This is a genomic window from Rubripirellula tenax, assembly GCF_007860125.1.
GTDB lineage: Bacteria > Planctomycetota > Planctomycetia > Pirellulales > Pirellulaceae > Rubripirellula > Rubripirellula tenax.
Window position 1 is genome coordinate 219,680 of sequence record NZ_SJPW01000006.1, and the last position, 24,064, is coordinate 243,743.

A 24,064-nucleotide genomic window follows, 5' to 3' on the forward strand; every position below is an offset into this window, starting at 1 on the left:
CCAGTAGAATACTAACGCCCGCCTATCGTGAACCCCGCCCAAAAATATGGGTGGGCGGCGCCGTTGCGTGATCGACGCGATTCGATGCGTTTGATCTGCGCACGTCGGAGCGCTTCGTCTTTCGCCGTGCCTTCGGCGACCTCCGCGAAAAAGTCGCTCATCAATTTTGCCGTGTCAAAGTCGGGGATCTGCCAAAGGGTTGCGACTACCGATCCGGCGCCGGCGATCCGAAACGACCGCGCTAGACCGGCCACGCCGTTGCCATCTTCGACCCGCCCGATTCCCGTCTCGCACGCACTCAAAACCACTAGCTCTGTGCCACGAAGATCGATGTCCGTGATCTCTGTGCCTGTCAGCACGCCGTCGTCACCTGCGATGGACGATCGAGCGTCGTTGCAGCCGGACAGCAGAAGTCCGCATCGTTCCAACGGATCAAACCCTTTCGTTTCATCGTTAACGAAAAAGCCGTGAGTGGCGAACACCACGACGGGCGGCGAAACCATTTTCTTGGCGATGCTTTCCAAAGCATATCGACCACGGTATTGGACAGGTGCTCGCTGGAACCATCGTTCCAGACTTGGCAATATCGCGGCTGATTCGATTGCCGTTCCCGGCAGCGGCGCGGCTCGCAAGCGATCACGGTCCAGAGCCAGGCTTCGTTGATCCGAACCGGATGGCGGCGCGGCGCGAAAAACGGCTTCGTAAGCCGCACGTTTCTCGGCAATCGGTTGGTCGAAATTTGGGTTGGAGAAGACAGTCGGCGGCGTAGCAACCGCGTGTGATCGTCGTTTCGGTGCCGCTAATTCTCGACCACTTGAAAACAATGTGGTTGCATACTGCTGGACAAGAAGCTCTGAATCATCGTTCGTTAGCGCCGCCCAGGGCAGTAGCCGCAACGAACCATCGGGACTGAGTCGCAATCGTTTGACGCTATCGTCCAAACGGGTTTGAATCGGTTGCCAGACTGCTTTTGAGATGCTTGCGATCAGCGTGTTCATCGCTTCAGTGGCCGCCATTTCGCCGACCTGAGTGACGTCGCCTGCCGCACCTCCCGAATTGCCGATCGATTGCCGAAACTCTTCAACCATCTTGTCGATTGCTTTTGCGTCCCCCAGATCGACGCGTTGGATCGCACCGAATTTCGGCATAATCCAGGCGACGTAGCGGGGGTCCCCCAAACGTTCGGAGTATTTCGTCGCGTGGTAATGGATCATGTCTTGTCGAGCGATGTCGATCCACACGGATCCGTCGTCCAGCGATGCTCGCAGTTCGTTGATCGTCGTCCATCGGGGGGCTTCGGTAGCGATTCCACGCTTCGCATTCACAAAGGCTTCGGTCGCGATGCCTTTCCCATTAGCGAGCCAAACGGTCGTTGCTTCTCGCACGGCTGCGTCGTCGGGGAACTCATTGGCAAGCGACAGCGCGGTGAACAACGTCCACTGATACGTCGCCTTCATGAACTTTTGTTGCTCGTTGTTGGACAACTGAGGCAGCACTCGCCAAGCCGCTGAGTTTGCCAATCGACGACAGGAATCGAGTTGTCGGATTGCCTCGCGCGAGTCTGCGGCCGCGCCTTCCACCAATCCTAGGAAAGCACGTGCACCGGCAGCATCGCCCAGGCGGCTGTCGTCAAACGACTCGTACGAACGCGCAGCCGACGTCAACAACTCTCTGGCTTTATCCAATCGACCAGTTTCCAGCATCAGTCCGCCAAGGTTGTGGCGAGCGAGCGCAACAGCGACGTGGTCGTCGCCATAGAGTTTGGTCTTCCTGTCCAGTGCATCGGTCAAAAGCGGCTCGGCTCGATCGGCATCTCCAATTTCGGAATGCAAGTGGCCCAAGTTCCCCGCCACGGTCAAGGTTACGGGATGGTCGTCGCCGACGGTGGCGCGCAAGACGGACAATGCGGCTTCGTATTGGTCACGCGCTTTATCGTACTTTCCTCGTAAGACATAGAGCTTTCCCAGGTTCTTTCGCGACGTGGCCGTTTCAAAATGTTCGGATCCGAAAATGGATTGAGTCATTTTCAGGGCGTCGGTCAGCATCGTTTCGGCGGATTCCATTTCGCCAAGAGCCAACAAAATCTGTCCCAGGTTGTTGATGGCGACAGCCGTTCGCTCGCTCCGCTGCCCGAAGTTGCGGCGCATCAGGTCGAGCGACTTCTTGGCGTATTGCTTTGCTTTCGGATAGTCGCCCGTTTCCGAAAGCAGGTCGGCATAGTTGCTGTACGCTTCCGCCTTGTCGGTGCTCGATTCGTCGCCAAGCCTCTCGAGAATTTGAATCGCTTGTTGGTAGTTGTCCGATGCCGCTTCGTATTTGCCTTGCAAGCGATCGATCGAACCGAGTGTGTTGATCGCCGCGGCAGTGACGGCGTGCTGTCGACCAAGTCGCGACTGGCTGATACGAACTGCATCGGCGGCCTGTTGCCTGGCCTCGTCGTAATCGCCCGCCGTCCGAAGGAGTGCCGCTCGTTAAACGTGCATTCGAACAACGTCCGGGTTGCCTTCGCCCATCAGCCTCTCGGCCATCGGAATCAACTTCGCAGCGGTCGACGCTGCGGCTTTGTGTTGTCCCGACTGCACTTCCCTCATGAAGGTCTGCATGGACTGCTGCATCGCCGTGATCGCCGCTGCATCCTGGGCGGAGGTTGTCGCCGATAGCAACATTCCCAGCATGGAAACAATGACAGCGCAGTGTCGTAACCTTCTAGAATCCATCAGTCCCATCATGGTTTGTAGTAAACGACTGTTGCGGACATGATCGGCGTCGGGTCGGCATGGAAGGATAATGTTCGGACGGCGGACGCCATCCGATCGCCGTCGACAACGAGACCGCGATTCGCGTCGGCTAACAGCTTGGCCTTCAGGGCACCGAAGCTGCTGGAGGGTTGTTCGGGAAGCGTTGACGACTCTACCAAATCAGCTTCACGCGCGTCCTCGTCCAATTCCAACGTTGGCGCCTTTCCTTCGGCAAAGACGGTGATCGAGATGGTTCCCACATCGCTGCCATAGTCGATTTCACGTTGCCCGGATTCAACGCGACTGAGCACCCGGAAACGCTCGATCTCGGTATCCGAAACCTGGAAGCCTCGTATCGTCGTTGTTTCGCTCGGTTGCACAAGGATCCATTTTCGACACTCTGCGTCGGGAAGCTGTTGTTTGTTCAGCGTATTTTGGCCGTTGACTTTCAAGGCCACTTTATAGCGTTTGGACGTGGTGTCTTTCGTAAAATTGATCTCGACGCGTTGACCCGCATTCGGCTCGGGAATCATTGCCAGCCCGTCTCTCACGTCGATCGCGACGGGGACGCTGTCATAAAGAATTTGCATCCGCACGGGTGAAGACGGATCCAAGGCTGGGTGCGTCGACGAGTCGTTCTTGCGAATGGACGTCGCTGATGCGAGTGCCGTTGCCGATGCGGAATCGGCGTCGTTGGGATCAACGTCGGTAGGAAGATCATCCGGTGGCACGTTCGCGTTGTTCGTGACCACTTTTCCGCCATCGAAGGCACCTCGCGTCGAAAAACTCTCGCCCAATTCACTGATCAGATTCGTTGTCACGGCGGCCACGTGGTCACTGCCGATGCTTTCCAGATCGTCGCTATTCTTCGCGAAAATCAAAAGCGACAACGTCAGTCGCCGCAGATCGCTGCTGACTTCGGCAATGCCGGTTACCAATGCGTCTGGGCGAACGGATTGATTGCCCCACATTGTGGGATAGTCAGCGGCAAGCAGCTTTGTTCTCCCGCCGGCTGACATGTGATCGGCGCCGTCGATGGTCGATGCCGTTGCCGAGGCATCGTCGATCAACGTGATCGGATCGACCGGATCATTGGCCATCACCAATGCGACCTCGAATCGACGAGCGAGAAGCGTATTGATCGTGCCGACGCTATCTGAAAAGGACCGCCCATCCTTGACGACCAGAAACTTCAGCACGCCCAAAGAACCGATGTCATTCGCTTTGCAGTAGACGACGGTTTCTTTTGCGGCCCGGTGCAGGCACGTTGCCAGGTCATCGGCGTGACACCGTGACGATTGCCCAGCCACCCAACCGATGGCGCACGCGGCCAGCATCATCATGTAAACGGTTTGTTTTATCATCGTATAGCTCATCATTATCGGGTTTCAATCGTGATCGTTTTCTTGATCACGGTTGGCGTTTGAGATCTTCGCCTCTTGCCGTGTTCGGGCGAGTCGTAGAACGAATGGGTCACCCGGTCGGCAGTGTTTTTTCCGCGATAGATTCGACCGGCGGCGAAAACACCGTTGCTGGCAAACAAGACGATTTGTTCTCTGCCGATTCCGCCGCGAACCTCGATTGCCGCATCGGCCGATTTCGGGAACCGAAATGTCGATCGGGCGGCAAGCTTCTCCACGCCTTCGGTTAGTCGAACACGTTGACCATCGACGCTGACACCGACCACTTCGATGAAGACGTCTCGGTCAGAATCGTTGACCACGTTCACCGAAAGTTTGTCGCCGGGTTCAAAGAAGTTGTTGGGCTTATTCGTGCCGAGCGTGATCGCGTCGAGCGACTCAGACGAGACGTATTCCGATCGCAAGTTGCCATCAAAGGGGACAACGGGCACGCCGAGTCCTAGGATAGAAACTGCGGCATCGAAGTTGTCTTCCCAGGCGTCCCGGCGAATCACACCACCGCTGGACAACGGCGCAAGTCCCAGTCTCGCGAAACCGGGGGCAAGACAACTTGCCTTTAAAGTATTCGAATCGGCGCCAAGTTCAGCCGCAGCTTGATCGACCGTCAACGCGGATTCCAAAAAGACACTTGAAACGGTTGAAACCTGTTCCCTTGGACTGCCGTCGTCTCCCAAAGCATCCAAGGCCGCTTGAAACTTTGCACAATCGCCGGCAACAACCGCTGGCCAATGATCATTCTCTGGATAGAGTTCGATCGCCCGCCGGCGGTCAAAACCGGGATTGCCAGGCAGGGCAAGGACGATGTCGTAGACCGAGTCGCGGAACTCTTTGATCCCTCGCGAATGACATCGGATGCATCCGAGTCCGTTTCGCACCACTTTGTCAGACGCAAACTTGTCAACCACGATAGACGTCGGTGCAGCGTCGAGTCGGTTGCCATGGGCATCGCAAACGAAGTACGCTTGCAAGCCGTTGGGTAAACGGAAAATCATCTCCCCACCGCTGGCTCGAAAGTTGACCGGGTCACGCAGGATGTTCTCGTCACCAATGTTGCTTTGAAAGTCATAGCTCTTCCAATAGTCGCCGTCTCGATACGGATGACGCTCCACAACGCGGTTATTGCGACTCACCCCCGAGATCGTCAGGCCTGCCCGCTTCGCAATTCCGCTCGCCACGTTGGACTGCACATCGACGTCCAGGCTGGTTTCCAATTCGGTGATCGTTCGTGGTAATTGAAGCCAGTCGTGATACAGATCCGGGCCCAGTGCAACGCTGCAGAACCAATCGCCCCGCACATAGGCGATCGGACGAACTTGTTTCGCAATGTTCAAGAATTCTGCTTCGATTTGATCGAATATTTCCGAGTCCAACGGTAGGACGGCGTACGGATATTCCAGCAGTGCTAGGTCGAAGGAATTGAGACTGCGAGTTTCATCCTCGGTGTCATGCAGGACGGCACGATGCCAGCCGAGTTGACGCAAGTCGATTGCCAAAATGGTCCCGCCGCTGATCTTGTCGACAACGGTGGGTACGACGATATCACTTTGGCGCGACAAGTGATTGATGGCTTTGGCCACGGCAACGCGATGCACGGACAAACGCTCGGGCGTGATTCCGCCGTCGACCAAGTGTCGCAGCGAAATGAACCGGAGGAACGCTCGGTCGGATGGAGGCGTTTCGCGTACGTGGTCAAGGATCGTTTCCAAGACGGATAGATCCGACGCGTCCGACGGCGACTCGAGGACATCGTCACTGGGTTGTCGTTCCGCATCGATGACTGCATCGCTGGGAAATGCATCCGCGCCAGCCGAGATCCACTGCCGGATGGTAGCAATTTGATCGGCTGACAAGGTCGGCCGACTGGACGGCGGCATGACGTCGTCGTCGGTCGAAGTCATCAGTTGATACATCATCGAGTCATCGGGCTTGCCTGCCACGACGATTCCGGCATCGATCAAAGACGCATGATCAAAAATCGAAACGCCGCCCCGCGTGTCGGTTTCGCTGTGGCACTCGGCACAATGTCGTCGCAGAATCTCTTTCGCTTCGGATGCAAGCGTTGAATTCATTTGGGCGTGTGCCGATACGCTGCAAGCAACGAATGCGATCAAAGGGATGGCGTAGATTCGTGTTGTAAAGTTCATGGGCGAACCAAAATGAAAGTTCTAGGTAGCGGGGGTTTCGGCGCGGCCGATCAAAGCGGCTGCAATCTTGACTGCGGTTGAATCGACTTCGCCGCGGACGTCAAGAACCGGGCGACCGCTCTCGATCGCAACCAGGTGTCGGTCAAGTGCCGACGCCCAAGTCTCGCAACGTTGTCGCAACCACTTACGATCGGAATCAGGCAAGGGCCTATGTTCGGATAGTAGGATGGCTGAGCATCCCATACGAAATTGTCCGATGCGGATAGCCAATTCGGTCACCGTATCGGGACGTTTTGTCGACCATGATTGAGCAGCACTGGCGAGCTCGCGCAAGTAGCCTGCGCGGTCAAGCGGCGGTGCCAAATTGGCTTCGTCGGTGCGAAAGTCGGACGCAAATTTTTCGAACCCCCATCTGATTGGCGCTGTCGACGCATCCGCGACGGTCGGTGGGATGTCGGGTTTGGGAATCTGTGCAGTCTCGGTCGAATCACGGATCGCTGTGAAAACGAGTATCAAACAAGCAGCCGTTGCCAAAGACGCGATCGCCGACCACCCGAGGTTGGACCGCCAGGTAGATCGCGGGATCGATGTTGGGCCAACGGGTGTCGATGGGGCGACACCTTCACGAAGGTTCGACCTGACGCGATCGATTCGACGTTCTAGATTCAGATCCTCGGGCGGATCGATGGTCGACCAATAAGCTCCACCACTGACGAGCACATCTTGTTGGATGTTGAGCAGTGTCTGAGGCTGAACCAGCAACGATGTGAATTGGCTATTCGATAGAGCGGCGAGCCCTCGGTCGCGAACGCGAACGAGAGTGTCGGTGTCGAACGCTGTCGGGTTCAGGGGCTCGGTGTCATTGCTCTCCGATCCGGATAGCGATGCGAACTCGACCGCAAGGCGGTGCAACTCCGTGCCCATGATTTCAGATTCCAACCACGACGTTTGGTCTTCGCGTGACTCGGGAACGGCAAGGCTTCTCATGGGTTCACCTTGTTGTATCCCGAGGACAGGCACTGCGTCAGTGACTCTTTGGCCGAAAAGAACATGCGATGGGCGCGTGCGGTACTGATCGACATTTCCGTCGCAATCGAGTCGTATCCCAATCCTGCCAATCGTTTGCGGACAATCATGCGTGATGCCTCGTCAAGTCTCTGTAGGCAGGACTCCAGCTCACTGCGATATTCTTCGTCGATCAAAGTTTGATCTGGTGGCGGAATCGATGCTGCCGTCTGATCAGCAAGGGCATGATCGATTGAATCGGGACGCCTCTTCTTCATCATGTCGATGGCCGCGTTGCGCAGTATCTGAAATAGCCACGCGCGGAAGTGACCTTCGAATGGCTGCTTTCGAAGTGACTCGAGCACTCGCATCCACGCGATTTGTTGGACGTCGTCGGCATCGCTACCGCGGACGCCCATCGATGCAAGAAACGCAAATGATCGCCGCCCATATCGGCGATAAAGCGAGTCGACGTCCACGGCGCGGGCAAGTACGTTGTCGTCGTGATCAGAATCGGCGAGAGGGGCTGGCATTGGGGCGATAAGGAATCGGTGGAACAACGGTGCAAAGCACGATTCTAGTCGACCTGTCGTTTCGCAAAAGACTGCCATGAAGTGAGCACGATTCGGAGAGTTTTCGGCGGGTACTTTGCGTGTTTTCCCCGTGGGCTAGCGGTAAAACGATCCGAACATGCGGATCTTCGCATGGAGTACGAAAATAGTGAAAAAACGACGACTGACGATTCAGGAGACATGGTCGACAGGTGAATGGAAAAAAATTTTGAACTTCGCGAAGATCCGACGGCGACGGTCGTTCTGCTGACGATGCCGGGCACGACCGTCCCGGACGCTCCGTTCCCATCCAACTTTCTGACAACCGTGAGAAGTCCCATGAGTCACTCGAGAATTCGAAAGTTCTGTTTCGCCGCAATCCTCTTCGCCGTCGTTGCATCCGCCGCCGCGCCTGCCGTCGCCGCGTTTTTTCGTCGCCAGTACTACAGCACGTGGAGCTACCATCCGACGACACGCTATCACTATTGCCGTTATTATTACACGCCGACGATTGCCACCCCAACGTATCACCATCATTACGTGATCTATTATCCCAGTCGTCCGCGATACAGGTACTACTACAACCCGGTGCGTCGCCTTTACTGGGGGCGCTTCGAAGTAGACGAAGCCGGCAAGCCGATGGGTTATTCGATGTTGAAGCCAGAGGATCGGAAGTCATCCTTGGAAGCCATCGCTGAGTCAGCATTTCCCAAGCCAAGCGAGATGCCATCGATCCCGGAATCGGAAGAAGCAGGAGCCGAGAGTATCGAAAAGATGTTGCCACCACCCGACGTTGTATTTGCCGTAGAGCATGACGTGAAAGATAGCTGAATGGTTACGATGTAGCTGCCGTCGCCAGTCGGTGGAAACCCACGCTCGGGCGACCGTAGCCACGACAACAAATGTCCGCTCGTTCCTTGGTTCTTCACGCTCGCTGCAATTCAGCTTTAGGCTTTGCGAATTTGGTGTCGCGAGTCAAGGTTGGGTGCGTGGATCGGACTCAGTCCGCCGAAGGTTTCCGCCACACCGGTCGTGCGGCCTCGGTGATCTCTTGGTCGATCTTCTTCATCCGATGGTCCAACCGTTTCGTGATGTCGGGCTGTTGATCAATGACGTTTTTTTGCTCACTGATGTCATCTTCCAGGTTGAACAGCATCGTTTCGACCTTGCCGTTCTTGCCGACCGATTTCGACAAGTACTTCCATTTTTCGCCTCGGATCCCTTCGAGCACGCCTTGCGCTGAATAGAAGACGAAGTCGCGGCGGGGTGACTCATCACCGGTCAGCGTGGGCGTGATATCGAGTCCGTCGATTGTTCGATCACTTGGAAGCGGTTTGCCCGAAAGCGCGGCGATCGTTGGTAATAGGTCCATCGTTGTCACAAAGGCATCGGTGGACGTGCCTGCCGGAATCCGTCCGGGGCCCCACATCACACACGGCACTCGTTGACCGCCTTCAAAGGTCGTGCCCTTTCCATCGCGAAGCGGGTCGGCGCTGCCGCCGTGGTTTTTGAACCTTAGCCACGGCCCGTTGTCGGATGTGTAAATGATATACGTTCGATCGGACAAACCCAGTTCCCGAACCGTGTCAGCGAGGCGACCGACTTCGGCATCGATGTGTTGGATAACGCATGTGTAGGCGTTCTGTGGATCGGCGTCGTAGACGTCGTCGGGCACGTACAACGGAATGTGCGGCATCGAATGGGGAAGATATAGAAAGAACGGATTGTCCCGGTTGGAAATCACAAACTCGATCGCACGATCGGTGTACCGGCGAGTGATCGTTCGCTGGTCGACCGGCAATTCGACAATCTCTTCGTTTTCCATCAGCGGCGTGTTCCAAACGTTCACTGCCGTCGACTGGTCGGCCCATAGTTCGTCGGATGAAACTTTGGGCTTTCCTTGGTTGTCCGGATGATTCATGTCGTTGGAATAGGGAATCCCAAAGTACGAATCAAACCCATTGGCACGCGGCAACGTCTCGGGGTGGTGACCAAGGTGCCATTTTCCGACGCAAGCGGTTGCATAACCTTGAGACTTCAAGTGATCGGCGATGGTATATTCGTTGGGATTCAGTCCGTAATCGCTTTTCGGAAACAGCACATGACGGTGCATGCCGACCCGTTTGGGATAACATCCGGTCAGCAGCGCGGCGCGGGAGGGCGAGCATACCGAGCACGCCGAATAGAAGCTCGTAAACTTGCGACCTTCGTTAGCCAGTCGGTCGATGTTCGGCGTTTGGATCTTGTCGGAACCGAAACAGCCAAGGTCGTTGTAGCCTTGGTCATCGGTGAAGATGATGATGAAATTGGGTTGCGCTTCGGCGCGGACATCCTGGGCCGTGATCGCCGAGGTTGCCATCGCCATGAACGCGAAGCCGCAAAATCCGATTGCCGATAACGTATTGATTCTCACAAGTCACCTGTCAAGTTGATTCAACGTTCGGCATCCGCGATGCCAAGGCGATCAGTCTAACGGATGGCTAGCGACGACGTTAACGCGAAAGAACGAGAATCGCCGTTTCTGCGTTCAGGTTGGGGTTATCGTTGGGCGATATCTGAAGCTGTGTTTCGGAGTCAAAATAGATTTCGTTACGAATCTTGATCTCTTTTTCGCGGCACAAATCCATCACGTCGGCAATGCTGGGGAAACGCCGGTTCGGCGTGTCGTACCAGCAATAGTTGAACTCGCCGGGTGCCCGCGGCGATCTGCCTCGAACGACATAGTCTTCGCGGAGCGTGCGATAAGCAAAGTTGGGAAAGCTGACGATCACCTGTTTGCCGACGCGAATCATTTCGTCAAACAGTTCGGCGACATTCGCGACGGCCTGCAGCGTGGACGCGAAGACGACAAAGTCGAACTGGTTGTCAATGAAGGCTGGCAAGCCGGTGTTCAGGTCGTAGTCGATGACGCAAAGTCCGCGTGCGGCGGCCTTCAGTATGTTGTCCTGTGCGACTTCGACGCCGACCAGCCCTACGCCGCCGCGGTCGTGAACCGCCGCCAGGAAACTCCCGTCGCCACATCCGAGGTCCAATACCGAAGCGCCGGCGGGAACCAGGGATGCAACCAACTTCTGCACGGCCGAAAGAGTGACCGGTTGCTCGTTCAGTTTTCCCAAACGGGCTTCGACCAGAGGCGCGTACTGTTCAATATCGCGATCAACCAGAAACGAGTCATGGCCGGCCATCGATGTGATCTCGGCATAGGTCACGCGTTTGTCGAGCGCCGTGAGGGCCGCGACGATGTCACGCGATTGTTTGGGCGTGAACAACCAATCGCTGCTGAAGCTGACAACCAGAAAGTCACAGTCGGCGTCGTCAAAAGCTTCCATCAACTGCAATCGGGTCGAACCGAGGTCGAACAGATCCATCGCCATCGACAAAGTCACATAGCTGTTCGCATCGAAACGCGTCGTGAACTTTTCGCCCTGGTGAGCCAAGTAGGAGCCCACGCTAAATCGTTGCTCGAAACTGGATGCGATCTGTCTCGGATCATGCCGGTCGGGGTCAAACTTGTCCTCCATCGCTTCGCTAGACAAGTACGTGATGTGCCCCAGCATGCGGGCGATCGCCAAACCCGTGTCGGGGCGATTGGGTTGATCATAGTACTGGCCCGCGGCAAAGTGCGGATCCGTTTGGATCGCGTTCCGCGCGATCACGTCGAACCCGAGTGCTTGGCTAGTCAGTCTTGGCGAAGACGCGATGATCACGCAGGAAGTCGCCGAGCCGGGATAGCGGGTCACCCACGTCATCGCCTGGTGTCCGCCCAGCGAACCGCCGACGACCGCACGCCAACGAACGATGCCCAAGTGATTTGCCAACATGCGTTGCACATCGACCATGTCGGCGATTGTGATTCGCGGAAAGTCAGCACCGTAGGGCCGCGGCGGATCGGAAAGCGGATCCATGTCGCTTGGCCCCGTCGTGCCGCGGCATCCGCCAAGGACGTTGGGGCAGACGACGAACAAACGATTCGTATCGATCGCCTTGCCCGGCCCAATCAATTGCTGCCACCAACCCGGATCGTCGTCGGCGTCATGACGGGCCGCGTGGGAGTCACCTGAAATCGCATGGCACACCAAGACGGCGTTGGATGCGTCGTCGTTCAGCTCGCCCCAAGTCTCGAAGGCACACGTGACTCGCGGAAGTTGACCGCCGAGTTCCAAGGAAATCGGACCTTCAAAATCAACGGTACGAGCATATTTCAGCGGCGACGCCGATCGGACATCGTCGGTGCTTTCGGTCTTCGGTTCGGAACCGTCGGATGGAGCGGGAGCCTTGGTCATGCCTTCGCAGCGGCGAGTGCTTGTTTCAGGTCGTCGATGATATCGGCCACATCTTCGATCCCTACCGAAACACGTACGTACTCGGGGCGAACACCGGCGCGGGCTTGCTCTTCGGCCGACAATTGCTGGTGAGTCGTGCTGGCCGGATGAATGACCAACGTCTTCGCATCGCCGATGTTCGCCAAGTGCGAACACAGCTTGCACGCGTTGATGAATTTCTTGCCCGCTTCCATGCCTCCTTTGATTCCAAAGCCCATGATCGCGCCCTGGCCATGAGGCAGGTAGGATTGTCCACGTTCATAATCCTTGTGTGACGCCAGGCCCGGATAGTTGACCCATTCCACTGATTCATGCGATTCCAAGAACTTGGCGATCGCCAATGCATTCTCACAGTGACGCGGCATTCTCAGGTGCAACGTTTCGATACCCAATATTGTCAGGAACGCCGCAAACGGGCTCATCGCCGCCCCGGTGTCTCGCAGCCAGTGCGTGCGGATGTGCAACAGGTAGGCGATGTTCCCCATCGGGCGCAGGTGTTCCTCGAAAACCGCACCATGGTACGACGGCGACGGCGCACAAAACTCGGGCCACTTCTTGGGTTGATCCGCCCATTTGAAATTGCCGCTGTCGACGATCGCGCCGCCGATATGGACGCCGTGACCACCCAGGAACTTCGTCGTGCTGTAGATCACAATGTCGACGCCATGTTCAAACGGTTTCAACAGCATCGGAGTCATGGTCGTGTTGTCGCACAGCAGCGGAAGCGAACCATGCGGCGCGGTGTGGGCAGCTTCGGCGATCGCTTTGAAGTCCGGGACATCGTTCTTCGGATTGCCGATACTTTCCATGTAAACCAATCGCGTGTTTTCGTCGACGAGCGTATGGATTTGTTCGGGGTGATCTGGATCGAAGAAGCGAACTTCGATGCCCATTTGTTTCAGTGTCTGGGTGAACAGTGTCCAAGTGCCGCCGTACAGCGATGTACTGCTGATGATGTTTTGGCCACTGTGTGCAAGCGTCAAAACGGCTGCCGTGATGGCGGCTTGGCCCGATGCGAAGCACAACCCCGTCAAGCCGCCTTCGAGGGCCGCCAAGCGTTTTTCAAGGACGTCAACGGTCGGGTTCATCAACCGGCTATAGATGTTTCCAAACTCCGTTAAGCCAAATAGCGACGCGGCATGGTCGGTGTCGTTGAACGTGAAGCTGGTCGTCGCATAGATCGGAACGGCCCGGCTGTTGGTTGCCGAATCGGGCGAGTGTCCGGCGTGCAACGCGAGCGTGGCGGGACGTAAAGCACCTTGGGGATTGGAATCGGACATGCGAGCAGTTCCTGGTTGGCGGTCGTTGACGATGAGGATTGGGGCCCGAAAGGATAGAGGAAAACGCCCTTTGGAGCGACGAGGCAACGGGACGAAATCGCCGTTTCGAAAGATGTGGGCGCGAGGTTGTTGTCCGGGCCCGATCGAGTGACAATGGCGGTCAACGATTCAACCGATCTGCCAGGAATTTTTGCATGAGTGCCTCTGACTCCACCCCCAATGAATCTGCGGAAAACGCCGATCCAAACGTACCCGAACCACCCTCGAAAGAAGAGCTGCGGTTGGCGATGAAGGCGTTTCGAAAGCGGCTGAAGCTGATGCAGCTTGACGAAGAATCGAGTCTGGGCCACGGGCCCATGTCGTCGGGGCGTCGCTCGGAAATTGTCGCGATTCGCCCGCCGGATCAGTTCAGCAAAGCGATCTGGCGAGCTCTGGCCGAATCCGGGCAGCTTTATCACACCGGCAGCGGCCTTTACTCGTTGGGCAAAGACTGATTCCCGTCGAGGCGAACTCGGTTGGCAGTCAAAGCATACGATTTCTTACGGTAAAGGCGAGGGCGCGCGGGTGATGGCCGGAAATCTTTTCAGCGATCTGCCGACGCATCTCTTGAGCGAGCAAACCGACGCATTGGTTTCCAGCGAGCATGTTCGTGTCGAGAGGATCCTTTCGATGGCCCATCAAAGCCCCGACGGTTTCTGGTACGACCAGATCGACGATGAATGGGTCGCCGTTCTGAGCGGCGGTGAGGTCATCGAATTCGATGACGGCGGAGACGTTTCGCGGCTGGGCCCAGGGGACTGGATCAACATTCCCGCGCATCGACGCCACCGCGTCGCCTGGACGACGCCCGAGGAACCAACCGTATGGCTGGCCGTCTTTTCGAAACCCAATCCCACGTCGTCGTAGGGTTCCTGGTGCCCCGTTTCAGCGACTTCTGATGTGTGAGTTTGGGACGCGCAGGAAGTCTGCGTTGCGGGGTTTTGGTACTTGAGTGGGAGACTGGTCCGCGGATTGGCATAGATCTTTGAACCATCGGGATACTAATCTGCAGTCCTGGTTTGCACGGAAGCGTTTCCGGGGCGAACCGTCGCACATCCTCGGAATCGGCTTCGTCACACCCCATGAAGATCGCGCTTGCCTTCTCGGGCGGTGGCGTCCGCGCCACGGTATTTCATCTCGGCGTGCTGGCGCGATTGGCCCGCGAAGACTTACTGGATCGAGTCAAAATCGTGTCGAGCGTTTCCGGCGGCAGTCTGGCGACCGGATTGGTGCTCGCGTCGACTGGTTACCGCTGGCCAAGCAGTGCTGAATATTTGCACGATGTTGTGCCGCAAATTCATGACTTGCTGACGTCGAAGAATTTGCAGTGGAGCTACGCGCTGAAGTCGCTGATATTTCCATGGCGGTTGATGTCAGGGCGAGCCGCAGTTCTGGGGGATGCAATCGAACAGCAGTGGAAAATCCGAGGCCGGCTGGCCGATATGCCCATCTCGCCGCGTTTCATTATCAACGCGACCTGCTACCAGACGGGTAAAAATTGGCGATTCCAACGCGACCTGATGGGCGACTACCAGACGAAGTACGTCACCGACCCCGACTTCCCGCTTTCTCGGGCGTTGGCCGCTTCGGCCGCGGTCCCTGGTTTGATCGGGCCATTGATCGTGAAGTCAAGACGCTATCAATGGAGTGAGTATCAAGACGGCGATTGGCAATCGATCATGCCAAAGTACAAGCGTTTGCACCTGTGGGACGGTGGTGTCTATGACAATCTGGGCGTCGAGTCGCTTTTCAAACCTGGCGAAGGCCTTTGCGATGATTCCGATTTTCTAATCGTGTGCGATGCGTCGCGTCCGCTGGCCGGCGACTCGAAAGACAAAAGGTGGCGACCGGGATACGTGGACGCTTCGATGCGACTGGTGGATGTCGCAACGGACCAAGTGCGAAGTCTGCGGGCCCGAATGTTGATCGACTACTTCAAAAAGAATCCCGGCAGCGGCGCGTACTTGCGATTGGGACGGCAAACCCGGTACTACTACGAACGCCGCCGTGGCGATGGTCAACCGTCGCTGACCGATGACGAGGTTCGGGAAGCGGCGGGACTGGAAACGACGCTTCGCCGACTAACACATCTCGAATTCAGCAGGCTGTTTCGTCACGGCTACGAAGTCGCCGACGCAACCATCTCGACTCATTGCGGCGAAGTCCTCGATCGCGAACCTCGCAACCGCGTTCTGTTCAAAGCGGCATAGCGACGAAGGCAATCAAAGTCGTTCCGGATTGAACGGCGTCGTCGGAATCTTGCCTGACGCCTTGGAACGAAGCAACGGTCGAAGCCGATCCATGACGGCGTGCGCGTTGTCGTCCGCTTCGAGGGCAAGATTGTCGAATTCGTTGGGGTCGGCTTGATGGTCATACAACTCGGTCCCGTGTTTCCCCTCAGCCCATTCGGTGAACCGATACCGCGATGTGCGAATGCTGCAGCCCATCACCGGTTCGTTCAATCGGTTGTCCGCCGGACGCAAAACTTGTGTGATCGCGACTTCGTCCCATTCGGCGTCTGGGTTCTCAAGTAGGGGGCGAAGGCTGTGGCCGGCCAGTCCCGGAGGTGATTTGATGGTTGCCAAGTCAGTGAGCGTCGGATAGAGATCCACAAACTCAACAATTTTGTGACAATCACCGCACGCCGTTTGCCCGGGGGCGCGAATGATCAATGGCGAGCGGGCGGCTTGCTCGAACAGCGTTCGCTTCTGCCAAACGCCGTCGTGTTCGCCGAGGTGGTATCCATGGTCGCTCCACAGGACCACGATCGTATCGTCGGCGAGGTCCAAGTCGTCGAGCGCGTCGAGCAATCGTCCCACTTGGGCGTCGACGAAAGAAACGCACGCATAGTAGGCTTGCGTTGCCTTCAACAGCGTCATCTCGTCGAGTCCGTAATTCGGCACCGGGCAGTTTTGCGCAAATGCCGCGACGGGAATATCATCTCGGTCATGCGGCGGGGCGTAAGGAAGTCGCAACGATTCGAGCGGGTACATTTCAAAGTACCTCTTCGGCGCGACGTAAGGTGTGTGGGGGCGAAAGAAACCGACCCCAAGAAAAAACGGCTCGTCGCGTTTTTCTCGCATGATCTTGATCGCTTCGGTAGCGACCATTCCATCCGTCTGTTCTTCATCGGACCCGTCGGCTGCCAGCCAGCTTAGCGCGCCGCTGATTGCACGATGCGGTTCGGCATTGAAAATCATTGGCTCGTCGGCGACATCGCGACCTTTGGGATTGACGGTTCGATTCCACGACGGCGGATCGTCGAAACCGTCGGTGCCGATCGAAGCTGGGACGTTGTAATGATAGATCTTGCCGACGCGGGCGGCAAAGTAGCCCCGTTTTTGAAAGGCTTGCGGAAGCGTCAACACGTCGGGAACTTGATCGCGAAAGTGACGGTCCAGGTCGTAGACTTGGATCGTATCGGGACGAAGGCCCGTCATGACGGACGCACGCGTCGGATTGCACAGCGGCAATTGGTTGTAAGCCCGTCGAAAACATGTACCGGTCGCAGCAAGTCGGTCGATGTTCGGTGTCTTGGCAATCAAGTCGCCATAACAACCGACGGAACAAGCGAGGTCGTCAACTGCGACAAACAAGACGTTTGGTCGCCGTCTACTCGTTTCATCAGCGGCTGTCGCAACAGACGCAAGCGGGGCACCAAGATTCGCGACAATCAACAGAAGCAACGCAGTGCGAAGTTGCAAGATCATGTTGGGTAGACCGTCTCGAATCGGGGGAAAGTGAAAAGTTCGTGACTGTTCTATACGACTGAGCATGATTCATGTGACTCACAAAAGACTACACCGAGCTGACGGCGGTTTGCACGTTGTCGGGGTCCAGCAGGTAGTCGTTTGCATCCTGGCCGTTCGCCCAGACATCCATTTCGGTGCCTTGGGCATCGCCGCGTATCGTGGCAAATGCGACGTCGGCGGCATCGCGGCCGGTGCCGATTCGGACGAAGCCGCCCACGGGGGCCAGCCTTGTTGCATCAAACAGGTACCACTTTCCGCTCAGGTAGGCTTCAAAGAAGCCGTGAAAATCCTGCGGTTGCAGATTGACTGCGTAGCCGGAAACGTAACGCGCCGGAATGCCCATCGCGCGACACAGACTGATGGCGACGTGAGCATAATCCCGGCAGACTCCGGTTCGTTGCAGCAGCACGTCGCACGCAGTCGTCGTCGCGAACGTGCTTCCCGGCGTATAAGTCAAGTGTTTGAACGTCCAATTGCAGATGGCCGTCACTCGCGAGTAACCGGGAACCAGATCGCCAAATTCGTCGCCCGCAAAACGAAACAGCTTGTCCGATTCACAGTAGCGACTCGGATTCAGGTAGTTCAGCACGTCGGCAGGCAGTTTTTCGTATTCGACCTCACGCAAGTCGGCTGAATCGACTTCGGTGGCGTGAAGTTCAACGGTGGCTTGGTACTGGATCAATAGCTCGCCCGGTTCGGCGCTCAATCGCAGCAATCGGTTTCCAACCGCATTGATCGCGCACTCTTCCACTTTGTGGAACGGCGTGACTTTGATCGACTCGTTCGTCGTCGACTGGTAGTCATTCTGTACGACCGAGACGTTCAAAAGAAACGTGGATGGCGAGTTGACCGTGTACTTCATCCGGCAACCGACAAGGATTTGATTCATCTGAATGTACTTCGGGTACGTGGAAGTTTCGGCCATCTTAAGTTGCCCGTTCGCAATGGAGCCGGGTTCCAAGCAAACCAAGCCGAGCATCTAGCGCTCAAGGGTACTCTACCGGTGCCATTTCGATCCGACTTGCATCGGGAATCGTCTCAAATCGCGTTGAAACCTTTGCGAGCGTTTTTTTCGCAACACTACAACGCGGAACCGGAAACGACATAGCCGAGGTCGGCAGTCGAACCATTGCGTTTGCAATCATGCACTGGGGATTTTTTTCCATTCTGGTGAACAAAGCGACGCAGCGGCTCGTTCTCCATGTCGCGGTTTCATTGTTCCTTAGTGACCCCGAGAAAGGCCGCTGCAGCGCTGACAACTCGTCCAATGCGGTCAATCGCTAAAAACGCAAAATCAGAAAAGCTCAGGAAGGGTTGGCGTTGGACCGATCTTCATGGAAAGCTAAGCCGCAGTACCACGTAGCCGGGCTCATCTGCCGTACGGACTGAGCTCGATCGATCACTCGAAGTGTTTGGTCGACGCGGTCACTCGAATGTTTGATCATCGCGGAAAAGCAAGGTAAAACCGATGAAGCGTGTTCCGCCGAAGCTCAGGCGAAATGCTCTGTCGCAAAGGTGTCTGCGATATCGAAACCTACGGAACAAAGTAACGTTGCTTTTGGATGTGTTCACAATGACTGCGTCCTGGTTCGACAGTGCCGAATCGCGGATCGCTCGACGTCAAGTCAACCGCATGAAAAGCTCTCTTGACTTAATTCGGATGCGGACGCTACTTTAAACGGTTAGTTTGTTCACCTGGACAAGATTCCAGTAAGTGATGCAATTTAAGGACGACTTTTTAGGCACCCATAGATGAAAATTAACACGACGCGACTGATTCTTGCGCTTCCACTAGCATTCTTGGTACTGTCCTCCGCCAAGGCTGGCGTCATTTATGACGGAATTGATTTCCCGGGCGGCGCCGCAAGCTTTGCCGATCAAGTCATTCGGTTCAATCCAAACCACAGTGGTGGACCAGTACCCACACTTCCGAATTTCATGGATCCAAATGCAGCGTTGGGCGCTCCGGATTACCAATCATCAAACGGAATCGAAACCGCTTCGGGTGCATATTCGCTCGGTAGCGGCGGTCTGCTTGAGGTGCTTTTCTCGGACAACGCCCTTTCCAATTCAGGTTCGGGCATGGCGGACCTTCATATCTTTGAAATTGGTCAAGCGGTTGAGGCAACATTTGTGGCAGTGCGGCCGACGGCGTCGACCGCTGCTCTACTTGGTTCGGCGTTTGACGCTGATGGTGACGGGTTCTACGAGGTTGGGCGAATTGAAGGTGCGACAGCATCGGTCGACATTGATGCGTTCTTCCAAGGGTTTGCCGCGGGGCAACTTGTATTTGATGCTGTGCAGTTGATTGACGACGCCAGTGACGGCGGTAACGATCCCACCATTGGCGCTGACATCGACGCGATCGGAGCGATCGCTTCCGCGCCCCCTGTGGCTGCGGTGCCTGAGCCAACCGCTTTGATGATTTGGTCACTCGCCATTGTCGGCTTGGGAATGAACCACCGTCGGCGTCGCCAAGCCGCTTCCGCCAAGCTGAATGGTTAAGGGGCGGTTGGCCGATCGGTTTCGCTCTGCTCAAAAGCAACGATCAAGGCCCTTCATGTGACGGCTGTCGCGATCTAGTTCCGCATGCTCCCTCTCATCTCCAAGAGGGGTCGAGCTGCGGAGCTGCAAACGCCGATCGAGGCAGTAGCGGTATGGGATGTCGTTGGCATTGCCTTGCGCTACATCAATCGCACGTGTTCAAGCCCACAGCTTCACCGACTTGTTAAGCATCGGGAAGCTCGATTGGGCAGACAGCGGCATGGCACTGTCAATTTGATTGCTTTAGAACGCACGCGCTAGGCGTGAAACAGAATTGATGGCAAGATTTCCGGCCAACGAAGTTTCGGCGTGGGAGCGCGGTCCCCGTCGCGATTCGCTACTATCCAATGTACGAATCACTACTTCTTCTTCTTCTTCTTCTTCTTCTTCTTCTTCTTCTTCTGCGGAACCCAACGGATCGACGCTGACTCGCTAGGCCAGGCCGGGAAAGCGCCCGGTTCCCCTTGTTCCGTTCCGTCCGTAAACGGCGCTATTGGTGTAACTTCCAAAGAAACCACCAGGACCAACTCTTCCGACGAATCACGATTGTTTAGCGTAAAACATGGGGTTGAGAGCCAAATCTTGATGGGTGCTGAGGGGCGCGAACGACGCTCAAAAACAATATGTTTTGCCAAGCGAAGCGGAAAAGACTGGAGCGTGGGACCGCAAATGGGACCACGATATCGCAGAACTATTGTTGCTATGGGATGCGTTGGATGTAGGTGGAAAACGACACGCAATTCGCTTTATCGCAACATTTGTCCCAAGGGGATCCAAGAGTGATTGCCGGTGAGATGCTCTTGACGTTTGCGATGTCCGAATCAACAAGGCCGGGCAAAAACTCAGCACGTCTAGAACGGTCGGCTGTCGACGTGTCCAGAACTGTCGGAAAGTGCGTCGAGGAGCAACCCTCTCGTGACCAAGTGTCCAACGCCCGTTGCCGCGATTACAGTTTTGTTCGCTGTTCTTTTCTGAACGTCCACTCGATCGGCGGAAAACGATCAACGAAAATTGGCTTGTCGCGAAATCCGTTCCAAACAAAACCGAATCGAAGGGCTACGTTCGATCAAGTCACTGAGAGCTATAGCTAAATAGATGGAACGGCGCTGTCTGAATGAAGGAGATCATCAAAGCGAAGCTGGCCGCCGTCACTTTTCAAAAAGTAGCTTTTCGATCTTAGGAGCCATGACAAAAATGGCGGGCGACGCAGGCAAATGGATTTACCAATTCATTCGGAAAGCCTCGACGAAAGACGTCAGTGCGACTCCGTTGGTGGTAATTTCCAGCTTGATTGCGAAGCTGGGACCGTTGCGATATTGGCCCTCAGTCGGGTGACCGAAAGATCAAGGATCATCTCTTGACCGAGCTTAGGCCGAATGAATTGGAGCACTCGAAAAAGCGAGGCAAGAAGATTTTAAGCATCGGACGCGTGTTCAACTATCCGTATGCGTTCTGCGATCTGCTTGCTCGAGCGAACGATCTAGAATTAGATTCCAAGACGTGGCATCTGTTTTGGTCACTGCGATTGGTCAGCTTGTCGACGGGGTCACTTACCCACACGATTCTAGCCAGCTTTGCACGAGTCGCCGCTGCATGGATTTGACTTTCCTTGAGGGAGTGGTGCAGATACGGACACGAAGTGTGCCAAAAAGAGATTGCTTGGCTTGCCTCACCTACTTGCAACCGCTGTGCCGATGTCATCTTGATTGAGGGCGAATGCGTTTCGATTCAAACGACACTACAGGCAAAGCCACATGATTCTCCGTGCTGATACTCAATAGGAAAATTCATCAAGAGGCGGTCCTTGGCGAAAAGTCGCTTAAGTGTTGTGAGCGTCTAAATTGAATCACGCAAAATTTGCAGCGCGCCAAATCGTCAACTACGCAGTCATCGCAGGCCACTTCTTTCGGTGACAGCCCGCACGCATCTCGGAATGCACGCTTTTTAGACTTTTTTCGTGCCCAATCATGGGGATTCCGAACGGTCTTTCCCCTTTCCGTTCAATGGTGTGTACGGCAAGCACAAAGCGGTATTCGGTTTGCATACCAAGTGAGACGAAAAAACAATCGTCCGATTCAAAAGGTGGGAACCATGAAACGCTTGCTCATCGGCCTTGGCGCACTGCTCGCACTGTCAATGGCCGCCCCAAATGCAATGTCACAACAACGTCGAGGCAACGGCGGTTCGGGCCAAAGTCGTGGTTCAGGTGGTGTCGCGATCCAGACACAAACACGCACAGGCAGCCAAGGTCGCGGCCGGAACGCAATTGAAATGCATTCGCAATCGAATACTCAGACGCGAGCCGGCAACCAGGGCCAAGGTCGACGAGGCGATCAGAGTCGTCAACCTACTGGAAATTTTTCGGTGAACAGCGGCAGTCCCGACTTGCTTCGCATGCGGGAGGAGGAGAAGTTGGCTCGCGACGTCTACACCAAACTGGCAAAAACTTCCTCACTACCGATCTTCCGAAATATCTCGCGTGCAGAGAGCCAACACATGCAAGCCATAGATCGACTGGTTCGTGGTGGTGGAGGGAATGTTTTGAACGACATGCCGGGTGTGTTCGCGTTCGCTGACTACCAGCAGCTTTACGACTCTCTTGTTGCAACTGGATCGCGTAGCCCGCTGGATGCGGTGAAGGTTGGAGCGAAAATCGAAGAGATGGACATCGCTGACCTGAGGCAAATGTTGAATCAAACGAGTGACCCGCAGGTTCGCCAGGTTTTGCAACACTTGCTGCAAGGTTCGCAAAACCATTTGCGTGCTTTCGCTTCGCAGCTCGCCAGGCAAGGTGCAAGTTACAATGCCGAGTTCCTGTCCCAAGCGGACTTCGATCAAATCGCAAACCCTCCTGAACAAAGACAGCAATCCCGACGTGGTGGCAATGCCGGTGGGCAAGGCTCGCAAAATCGAGGGAATGGACTGGGGTTTGGATCCCAGGGACAGAGTTCCGTCGGCCAGGGGCTGGGAGGACATAGTCGAAGTCGTGCGAAGCAAGGCAGCGGTGGTTAGGGACGCGGTCGATAAGAGAGAAGAGACATAGCATTGCTTGGCTGACAACGTCGCCAGTCAGCGAACAATCGTGAGTAAGACAAACATTTCAGAAACCGAGTCTCCAACAGATTCCGAAGTCAAAGATAGTTGGAGTCGTTTCTCGTTTTGCCTTCTGGATCATGTTCGCCGCGTGGCAACGGACAGAGCATGTACGCCAATGCCGCCTGATACACGATTCGCTTTCATCGCAAGCGGAAGCACTGTCGAACGCCGTGGCCAGCGGCGTTCAATCACATCGTTGATTCGGTCCGTTTGTCCGGCAACAACTGCCAACCACGCTTGAGGTGCTTGCTAGGTCCAAGAACGTGATCGCGATTGCAGTCGTTGTGAAAGATGGATCTGACGATGCTTATTTCGCGGGCGACCGTGATCAAGACGATCTTGGATTGGCCCGTCGGTGGGCATACCAACGGAAGCAATCTTCAAGTCGTTGGCGGATTTTCCATGCGTAACAATCCCCTTGTGCATGGAAACCTGACTGAGTACGCGAACGCACCCGCAGATTTCCAATCCGTTGTTGTGTTGGACTGCACCACCATGATGTCGCAAGTCTATCGTGATGCCAGGAATCGAATTCTGATCGTTGCATTGGGGGACGTTGCATTCTCAATGCCGTGGGGCCGTTTGGCAATTCACCGTGCGGTTGGTGCAGTTCGAGGGGACCACGCGAGTGTTCCAGGCAGAAACAAGGCATCTTCGTGAGTTGGGACGAGCAGCGGCCGAATTGGCGCACGAAATACGTAACCCCTTGGGGCTGATCCGTGGTTGGACCCAAAGTCTTGTTGGCCCGGGTTTGCAGTCCGACGAGCAGCAGGAACAGGCCGAATCGTTCTTGGAGGAGTGCGACCGCGTGACAGCACGCATCAAGCAGTTCCCCGCGTTTGCACGTCAAGCGGAAGCAGACATTGGTGCTGTTGCAATGGACGAACTTGTTGCGGAATTGCAAACGCTCCGACTCAATCAAAGACATGCGATCCGGGCAGATCGAGAACCGTTGCGACAAGTGCTGTTCAATTTGCTGCAAAACGCGATCGCATTCGCACCCGAGGGCAGCACCATTACAACCTTGCTGAACGAGTCGCGACGGGTGTGGTCTCTTCAGGGCGCAGTTTGACGGTTGATTGAGGTGCGTCGGTTTCGCGGCATTGCGTAACCTCGGATTGGTGTTTCAGAACAAGGGCGTCCCGCGTCACACTGATGTTGCAAAACAAAAA

20 protein-coding genes and 1 pseudogene are annotated in these 24,064 nt (G+C 55.9%); 8 read left to right on the top strand and 13 right to left on the bottom strand.

Features of this window, described 5'->3' with window-relative positions:
• Positions 1-11: 11 nt before the first annotated feature.
• The 7 genes and pseudogenes from Poly51_RS31625 to Poly51_RS21755 form a co-directional block, all read right to left on the bottom strand.
• On the bottom strand, positions 12-1,457 hold the full coding sequence (locus Poly51_RS31625) for a CHAT domain-containing protein (RefSeq protein ID WP_315853682.1): 1,446 nt from the start codon (positions 1,455-1,457) through the stop codon (positions 12-14).
• A 192-nt stretch (positions 1,458-1,649) separates the two neighbouring features.
• Positions 1,650-2,456 (bottom strand): annotated as a pseudogene (locus tag Poly51_RS31630) (tetratricopeptide repeat protein); the annotation flags it as partial.
• A gap of 15 nt (positions 2,457-2,471) precedes the next feature.
• The gene (locus Poly51_RS21735) at positions 2,472-2,675 is read right to left on the bottom strand and encodes a hypothetical protein (protein ID WP_146460090.1); all 204 of its coding nucleotides are present in this window, start codon (positions 2,673-2,675) and stop codon (positions 2,472-2,474) included.
• A 50-nt stretch (positions 2,676-2,725) separates the two neighbouring features.
• Positions 2,726-4,102 carry a hypothetical protein gene (locus Poly51_RS21740; RefSeq protein WP_146460092.1) on the bottom strand — a complete coding sequence of 459 codons (1,377 nt, stop codon included), beginning with the start codon at positions 4,100-4,102 and terminating at the stop codon, positions 2,726-2,728.
• 14 nt (positions 4,103-4,116) lie between these two features.
• Complete coding sequence (locus Poly51_RS21745; RefSeq protein ID WP_146460095.1) at positions 4,117-6,303, bottom strand: c-type cytochrome domain-containing protein; 2,187 nt, start codon at positions 6,301-6,303, stop codon at positions 4,117-4,119.
• A gap of 21 nt (positions 6,304-6,324) precedes the next feature.
• Positions 6,325-7,290 (bottom strand): hypothetical protein, encoded by a 966-nt coding sequence (locus tag Poly51_RS21750; protein ID WP_146460097.1) that lies wholly within the window; start codon positions 7,288-7,290, stop codon positions 6,325-6,327.
• Entirely contained in the window at positions 7,287-7,841 is a 555-nt protein-coding gene (locus tag Poly51_RS21755) for a sigma-70 family RNA polymerase sigma factor (RefSeq protein ID WP_186775714.1), read from the bottom strand. Before Poly51_RS21755 ends, Poly51_RS21750 begins: the two co-directional genes overlap by 4 nt.
• Positions 7,842-8,198: 357 nt before the next feature.
• Here Poly51_RS21755 and Poly51_RS21760 point away from each other — a divergent pair, with 357 nt between their 5' ends.
• Positions 8,199-8,690 (top strand): hypothetical protein, encoded by a 492-nt coding sequence (locus Poly51_RS21760; protein ID WP_146460101.1) that lies wholly within the window; start codon positions 8,199-8,201, stop codon positions 8,688-8,690.
• Positions 8,691-8,859: 169 nt separating this feature from the next.
• On the opposite strand, the gene Poly51_RS21765 is transcribed toward Poly51_RS21760, so the two are convergent.
• The 3 genes from Poly51_RS21765 to Poly51_RS21775 all read right to left on the bottom strand — a co-directional run bounded on the left by Poly51_RS21765 (position 8,860) and on the right by Poly51_RS21775 (position 13,461).
• Entirely contained in the window at positions 8,860-10,224 is a 1,365-nt protein-coding gene (locus tag Poly51_RS21765) for a sulfatase family protein (RefSeq protein ID WP_146460679.1), read from the bottom strand.
• A gap of 127 nt (positions 10,225-10,351) precedes the next feature.
• A complete protein-coding gene (metX, locus tag Poly51_RS21770) occupies positions 10,352-12,142 on the bottom strand; it encodes a homoserine O-acetyltransferase MetX (protein WP_146460103.1) in 1,791 nt (596 codons plus the stop codon).
• Complete coding sequence (locus Poly51_RS21775) at positions 12,139-13,461, bottom strand: O-acetylhomoserine aminocarboxypropyltransferase/cysteine synthase family protein (protein ID WP_146460105.1); 1,323 nt, start codon at positions 13,459-13,461, stop codon at positions 12,139-12,141. Before Poly51_RS21775 ends, metX begins: the two co-directional genes overlap by 4 nt.
• A gap of 194 nt (positions 13,462-13,655) precedes the next feature.
• On the opposite strand from Poly51_RS21775, the gene Poly51_RS21780 reads away from it, so the two are divergent.
• The 3 genes from Poly51_RS21780 (at position 13,656) to Poly51_RS21790 (ending at position 15,710) form a co-directional block, all read left to right on the top strand.
• Positions 13,656-13,955, top strand: coding sequence for a hypothetical protein (locus tag Poly51_RS21780; protein ID WP_146460107.1), 300 nt, complete (start codon positions 13,656-13,658; stop codon positions 13,953-13,955).
• Between the two features lie 73 nt (positions 13,956-14,028).
• On the top strand, positions 14,029-14,367 hold the full coding sequence (locus Poly51_RS21785) for a cupin domain-containing protein (RefSeq protein ID WP_146460108.1): 339 nt from the start codon (positions 14,029-14,031) through the stop codon (positions 14,365-14,367).
• A 215-nt stretch (positions 14,368-14,582) separates the two neighbouring features.
• Complete coding sequence (locus Poly51_RS21790; protein WP_146460110.1) at positions 14,583-15,710, top strand: patatin-like phospholipase family protein; 1,128 nt, start codon at positions 14,583-14,585, stop codon at positions 15,708-15,710.
• A 12-nt stretch (positions 15,711-15,722) separates the two neighbouring features.
• On the opposite strand, the gene Poly51_RS21795 is transcribed toward Poly51_RS21790, so the two are convergent.
• Complete coding sequence (locus tag Poly51_RS21795) at positions 15,723-17,174, bottom strand: sulfatase (RefSeq protein WP_390621804.1); 1,452 nt, start codon at positions 17,172-17,174, stop codon at positions 15,723-15,725.
• A 124-nt stretch (positions 17,175-17,298) separates the two neighbouring features.
• Complete coding sequence (locus Poly51_RS21800; RefSeq protein ID WP_146460112.1) at positions 17,299-18,141, bottom strand: transglutaminase-like domain-containing protein; 843 nt, start codon at positions 18,139-18,141, stop codon at positions 17,299-17,301.
• A gap of 863 nt (positions 18,142-19,004) precedes the next feature.
• Here Poly51_RS21800 and Poly51_RS21805 point away from each other — a divergent pair.
• Entirely contained in the window at positions 19,005-19,757 is a 753-nt protein-coding gene (locus Poly51_RS21805) for a hypothetical protein (protein ID WP_146460114.1), read from the top strand.
• 398 nt (positions 19,758-20,155) lie between these two features.
• Here Poly51_RS21805 and Poly51_RS21810 read toward each other — a convergent pair whose 3' ends face one another.
• The gene (locus tag Poly51_RS21810; protein WP_146460116.1) at positions 20,156-20,431 is read right to left on the bottom strand and encodes a hypothetical protein; all 276 of its coding nucleotides are present in this window, start codon (positions 20,429-20,431) and stop codon (positions 20,156-20,158) included.
• Between the two features lie 722 nt (positions 20,432-21,153).
• On the opposite strand from Poly51_RS21810, the gene Poly51_RS21815 reads away from it, so the two are divergent.
• From Poly51_RS21815 to Poly51_RS21825, 3 genes are all read left to right on the top strand, one after another.
• The gene (locus tag Poly51_RS21815; protein ID WP_146460118.1) at positions 21,154-21,399 is read left to right on the top strand and encodes a hypothetical protein; all 246 of its coding nucleotides are present in this window, start codon (positions 21,154-21,156) and stop codon (positions 21,397-21,399) included.
• A gap of 488 nt (positions 21,400-21,887) precedes the next feature.
• Positions 21,888-22,808, top strand: coding sequence for a DUF2202 domain-containing protein (locus Poly51_RS21820; RefSeq protein WP_146460120.1), 921 nt, complete (start codon positions 21,888-21,890; stop codon positions 22,806-22,808).
• A 712-nt stretch (positions 22,809-23,520) separates the two neighbouring features.
• Positions 23,521-23,964, top strand: coding sequence for a histidine kinase dimerization/phospho-acceptor domain-containing protein (locus Poly51_RS21825; protein ID WP_186775715.1), 444 nt, complete (start codon positions 23,521-23,523; stop codon positions 23,962-23,964).
• Positions 23,965-24,064 lie beyond the last annotated feature (100 nt).

Bases quoted from the DNA above. Each gene is read 5' to 3' on its own strand.
- Poly51_RS31625 (WP_315853682.1), bottom strand. From the start codon at position 1,457: ATGAAGGCGACGTATCAGTGGACGTTGTTCACCGCGCTGTCGCTTGCC.
- Poly51_RS21755 (WP_186775714.1), bottom strand. From the start codon at position 7,841: ATGCCAGCCCCTCTCGCCGATTCTGATCACGACGACAACGTACTTGCC.
- Poly51_RS21750 (WP_146460097.1), bottom strand. From the start codon at position 7,290: ATGAGAAGCCTTGCCGTTCCCGAGTCACGCGAAGACCAAACGTCGTGG.
- Poly51_RS21745 (WP_146460095.1), bottom strand. From the start codon at position 6,303: ATGAACTTTACAACACGAATCTACGCCATCCCTTTGATCGCATTCGTT.
- Poly51_RS21785 (WP_146460108.1), top strand. From the start codon at position 14,029: ATGGCCGGAAATCTTTTCAGCGATCTGCCGACGCATCTCTTGAGCGAG.
- Poly51_RS21805 (WP_146460114.1), top strand. From the start codon at position 19,005: ATGAAAATTAACACGACGCGACTGATTCTTGCGCTTCCACTAGCATTC.
- metX (WP_146460103.1), bottom strand. From the start codon at position 12,142: ATGACCAAGGCTCCCGCTCCATCCGACGGTTCCGAACCGAAGACCGAA.
- Poly51_RS21800 (WP_146460112.1), bottom strand. From the start codon at position 18,141: ATGAATCAAATCCTTGTCGGTTGCCGGATGAAGTACACGGTCAACTCG.
- Poly51_RS21735 (WP_146460090.1), bottom strand. From the start codon at position 2,675: ATGCTGGGAATGTTGCTATCGGCGACAACCTCCGCCCAGGATGCAGCG.
- Poly51_RS21765 (WP_146460679.1), bottom strand. From the start codon at position 10,224: ATGGCGATGGCAACCTCGGCGATCACGGCCCAGGATGTCCGCGCCGAA.
- Poly51_RS21780 (WP_146460107.1), top strand. From the start codon at position 13,656: ATGAGTGCCTCTGACTCCACCCCCAATGAATCTGCGGAAAACGCCGAT.
- Poly51_RS21790 (WP_146460110.1), top strand. From the start codon at position 14,583: ATGAAGATCGCGCTTGCCTTCTCGGGCGGTGGCGTCCGCGCCACGGTA.
- Poly51_RS21760 (WP_146460101.1), top strand. From the start codon at position 8,199: ATGAGTCACTCGAGAATTCGAAAGTTCTGTTTCGCCGCAATCCTCTTC.
- Poly51_RS21740 (WP_146460092.1), bottom strand. From the start codon at position 4,102: ATGATAAAACAAACCGTTTACATGATGATGCTGGCCGCGTGCGCCATC.
- Poly51_RS21820 (WP_146460120.1), top strand. From the start codon at position 21,888: ATGAAACGCTTGCTCATCGGCCTTGGCGCACTGCTCGCACTGTCAATG.
- Poly51_RS21775 (WP_146460105.1), bottom strand. From the start codon at position 13,461: ATGTCCGATTCCAATCCCCAAGGTGCTTTACGTCCCGCCACGCTCGCG.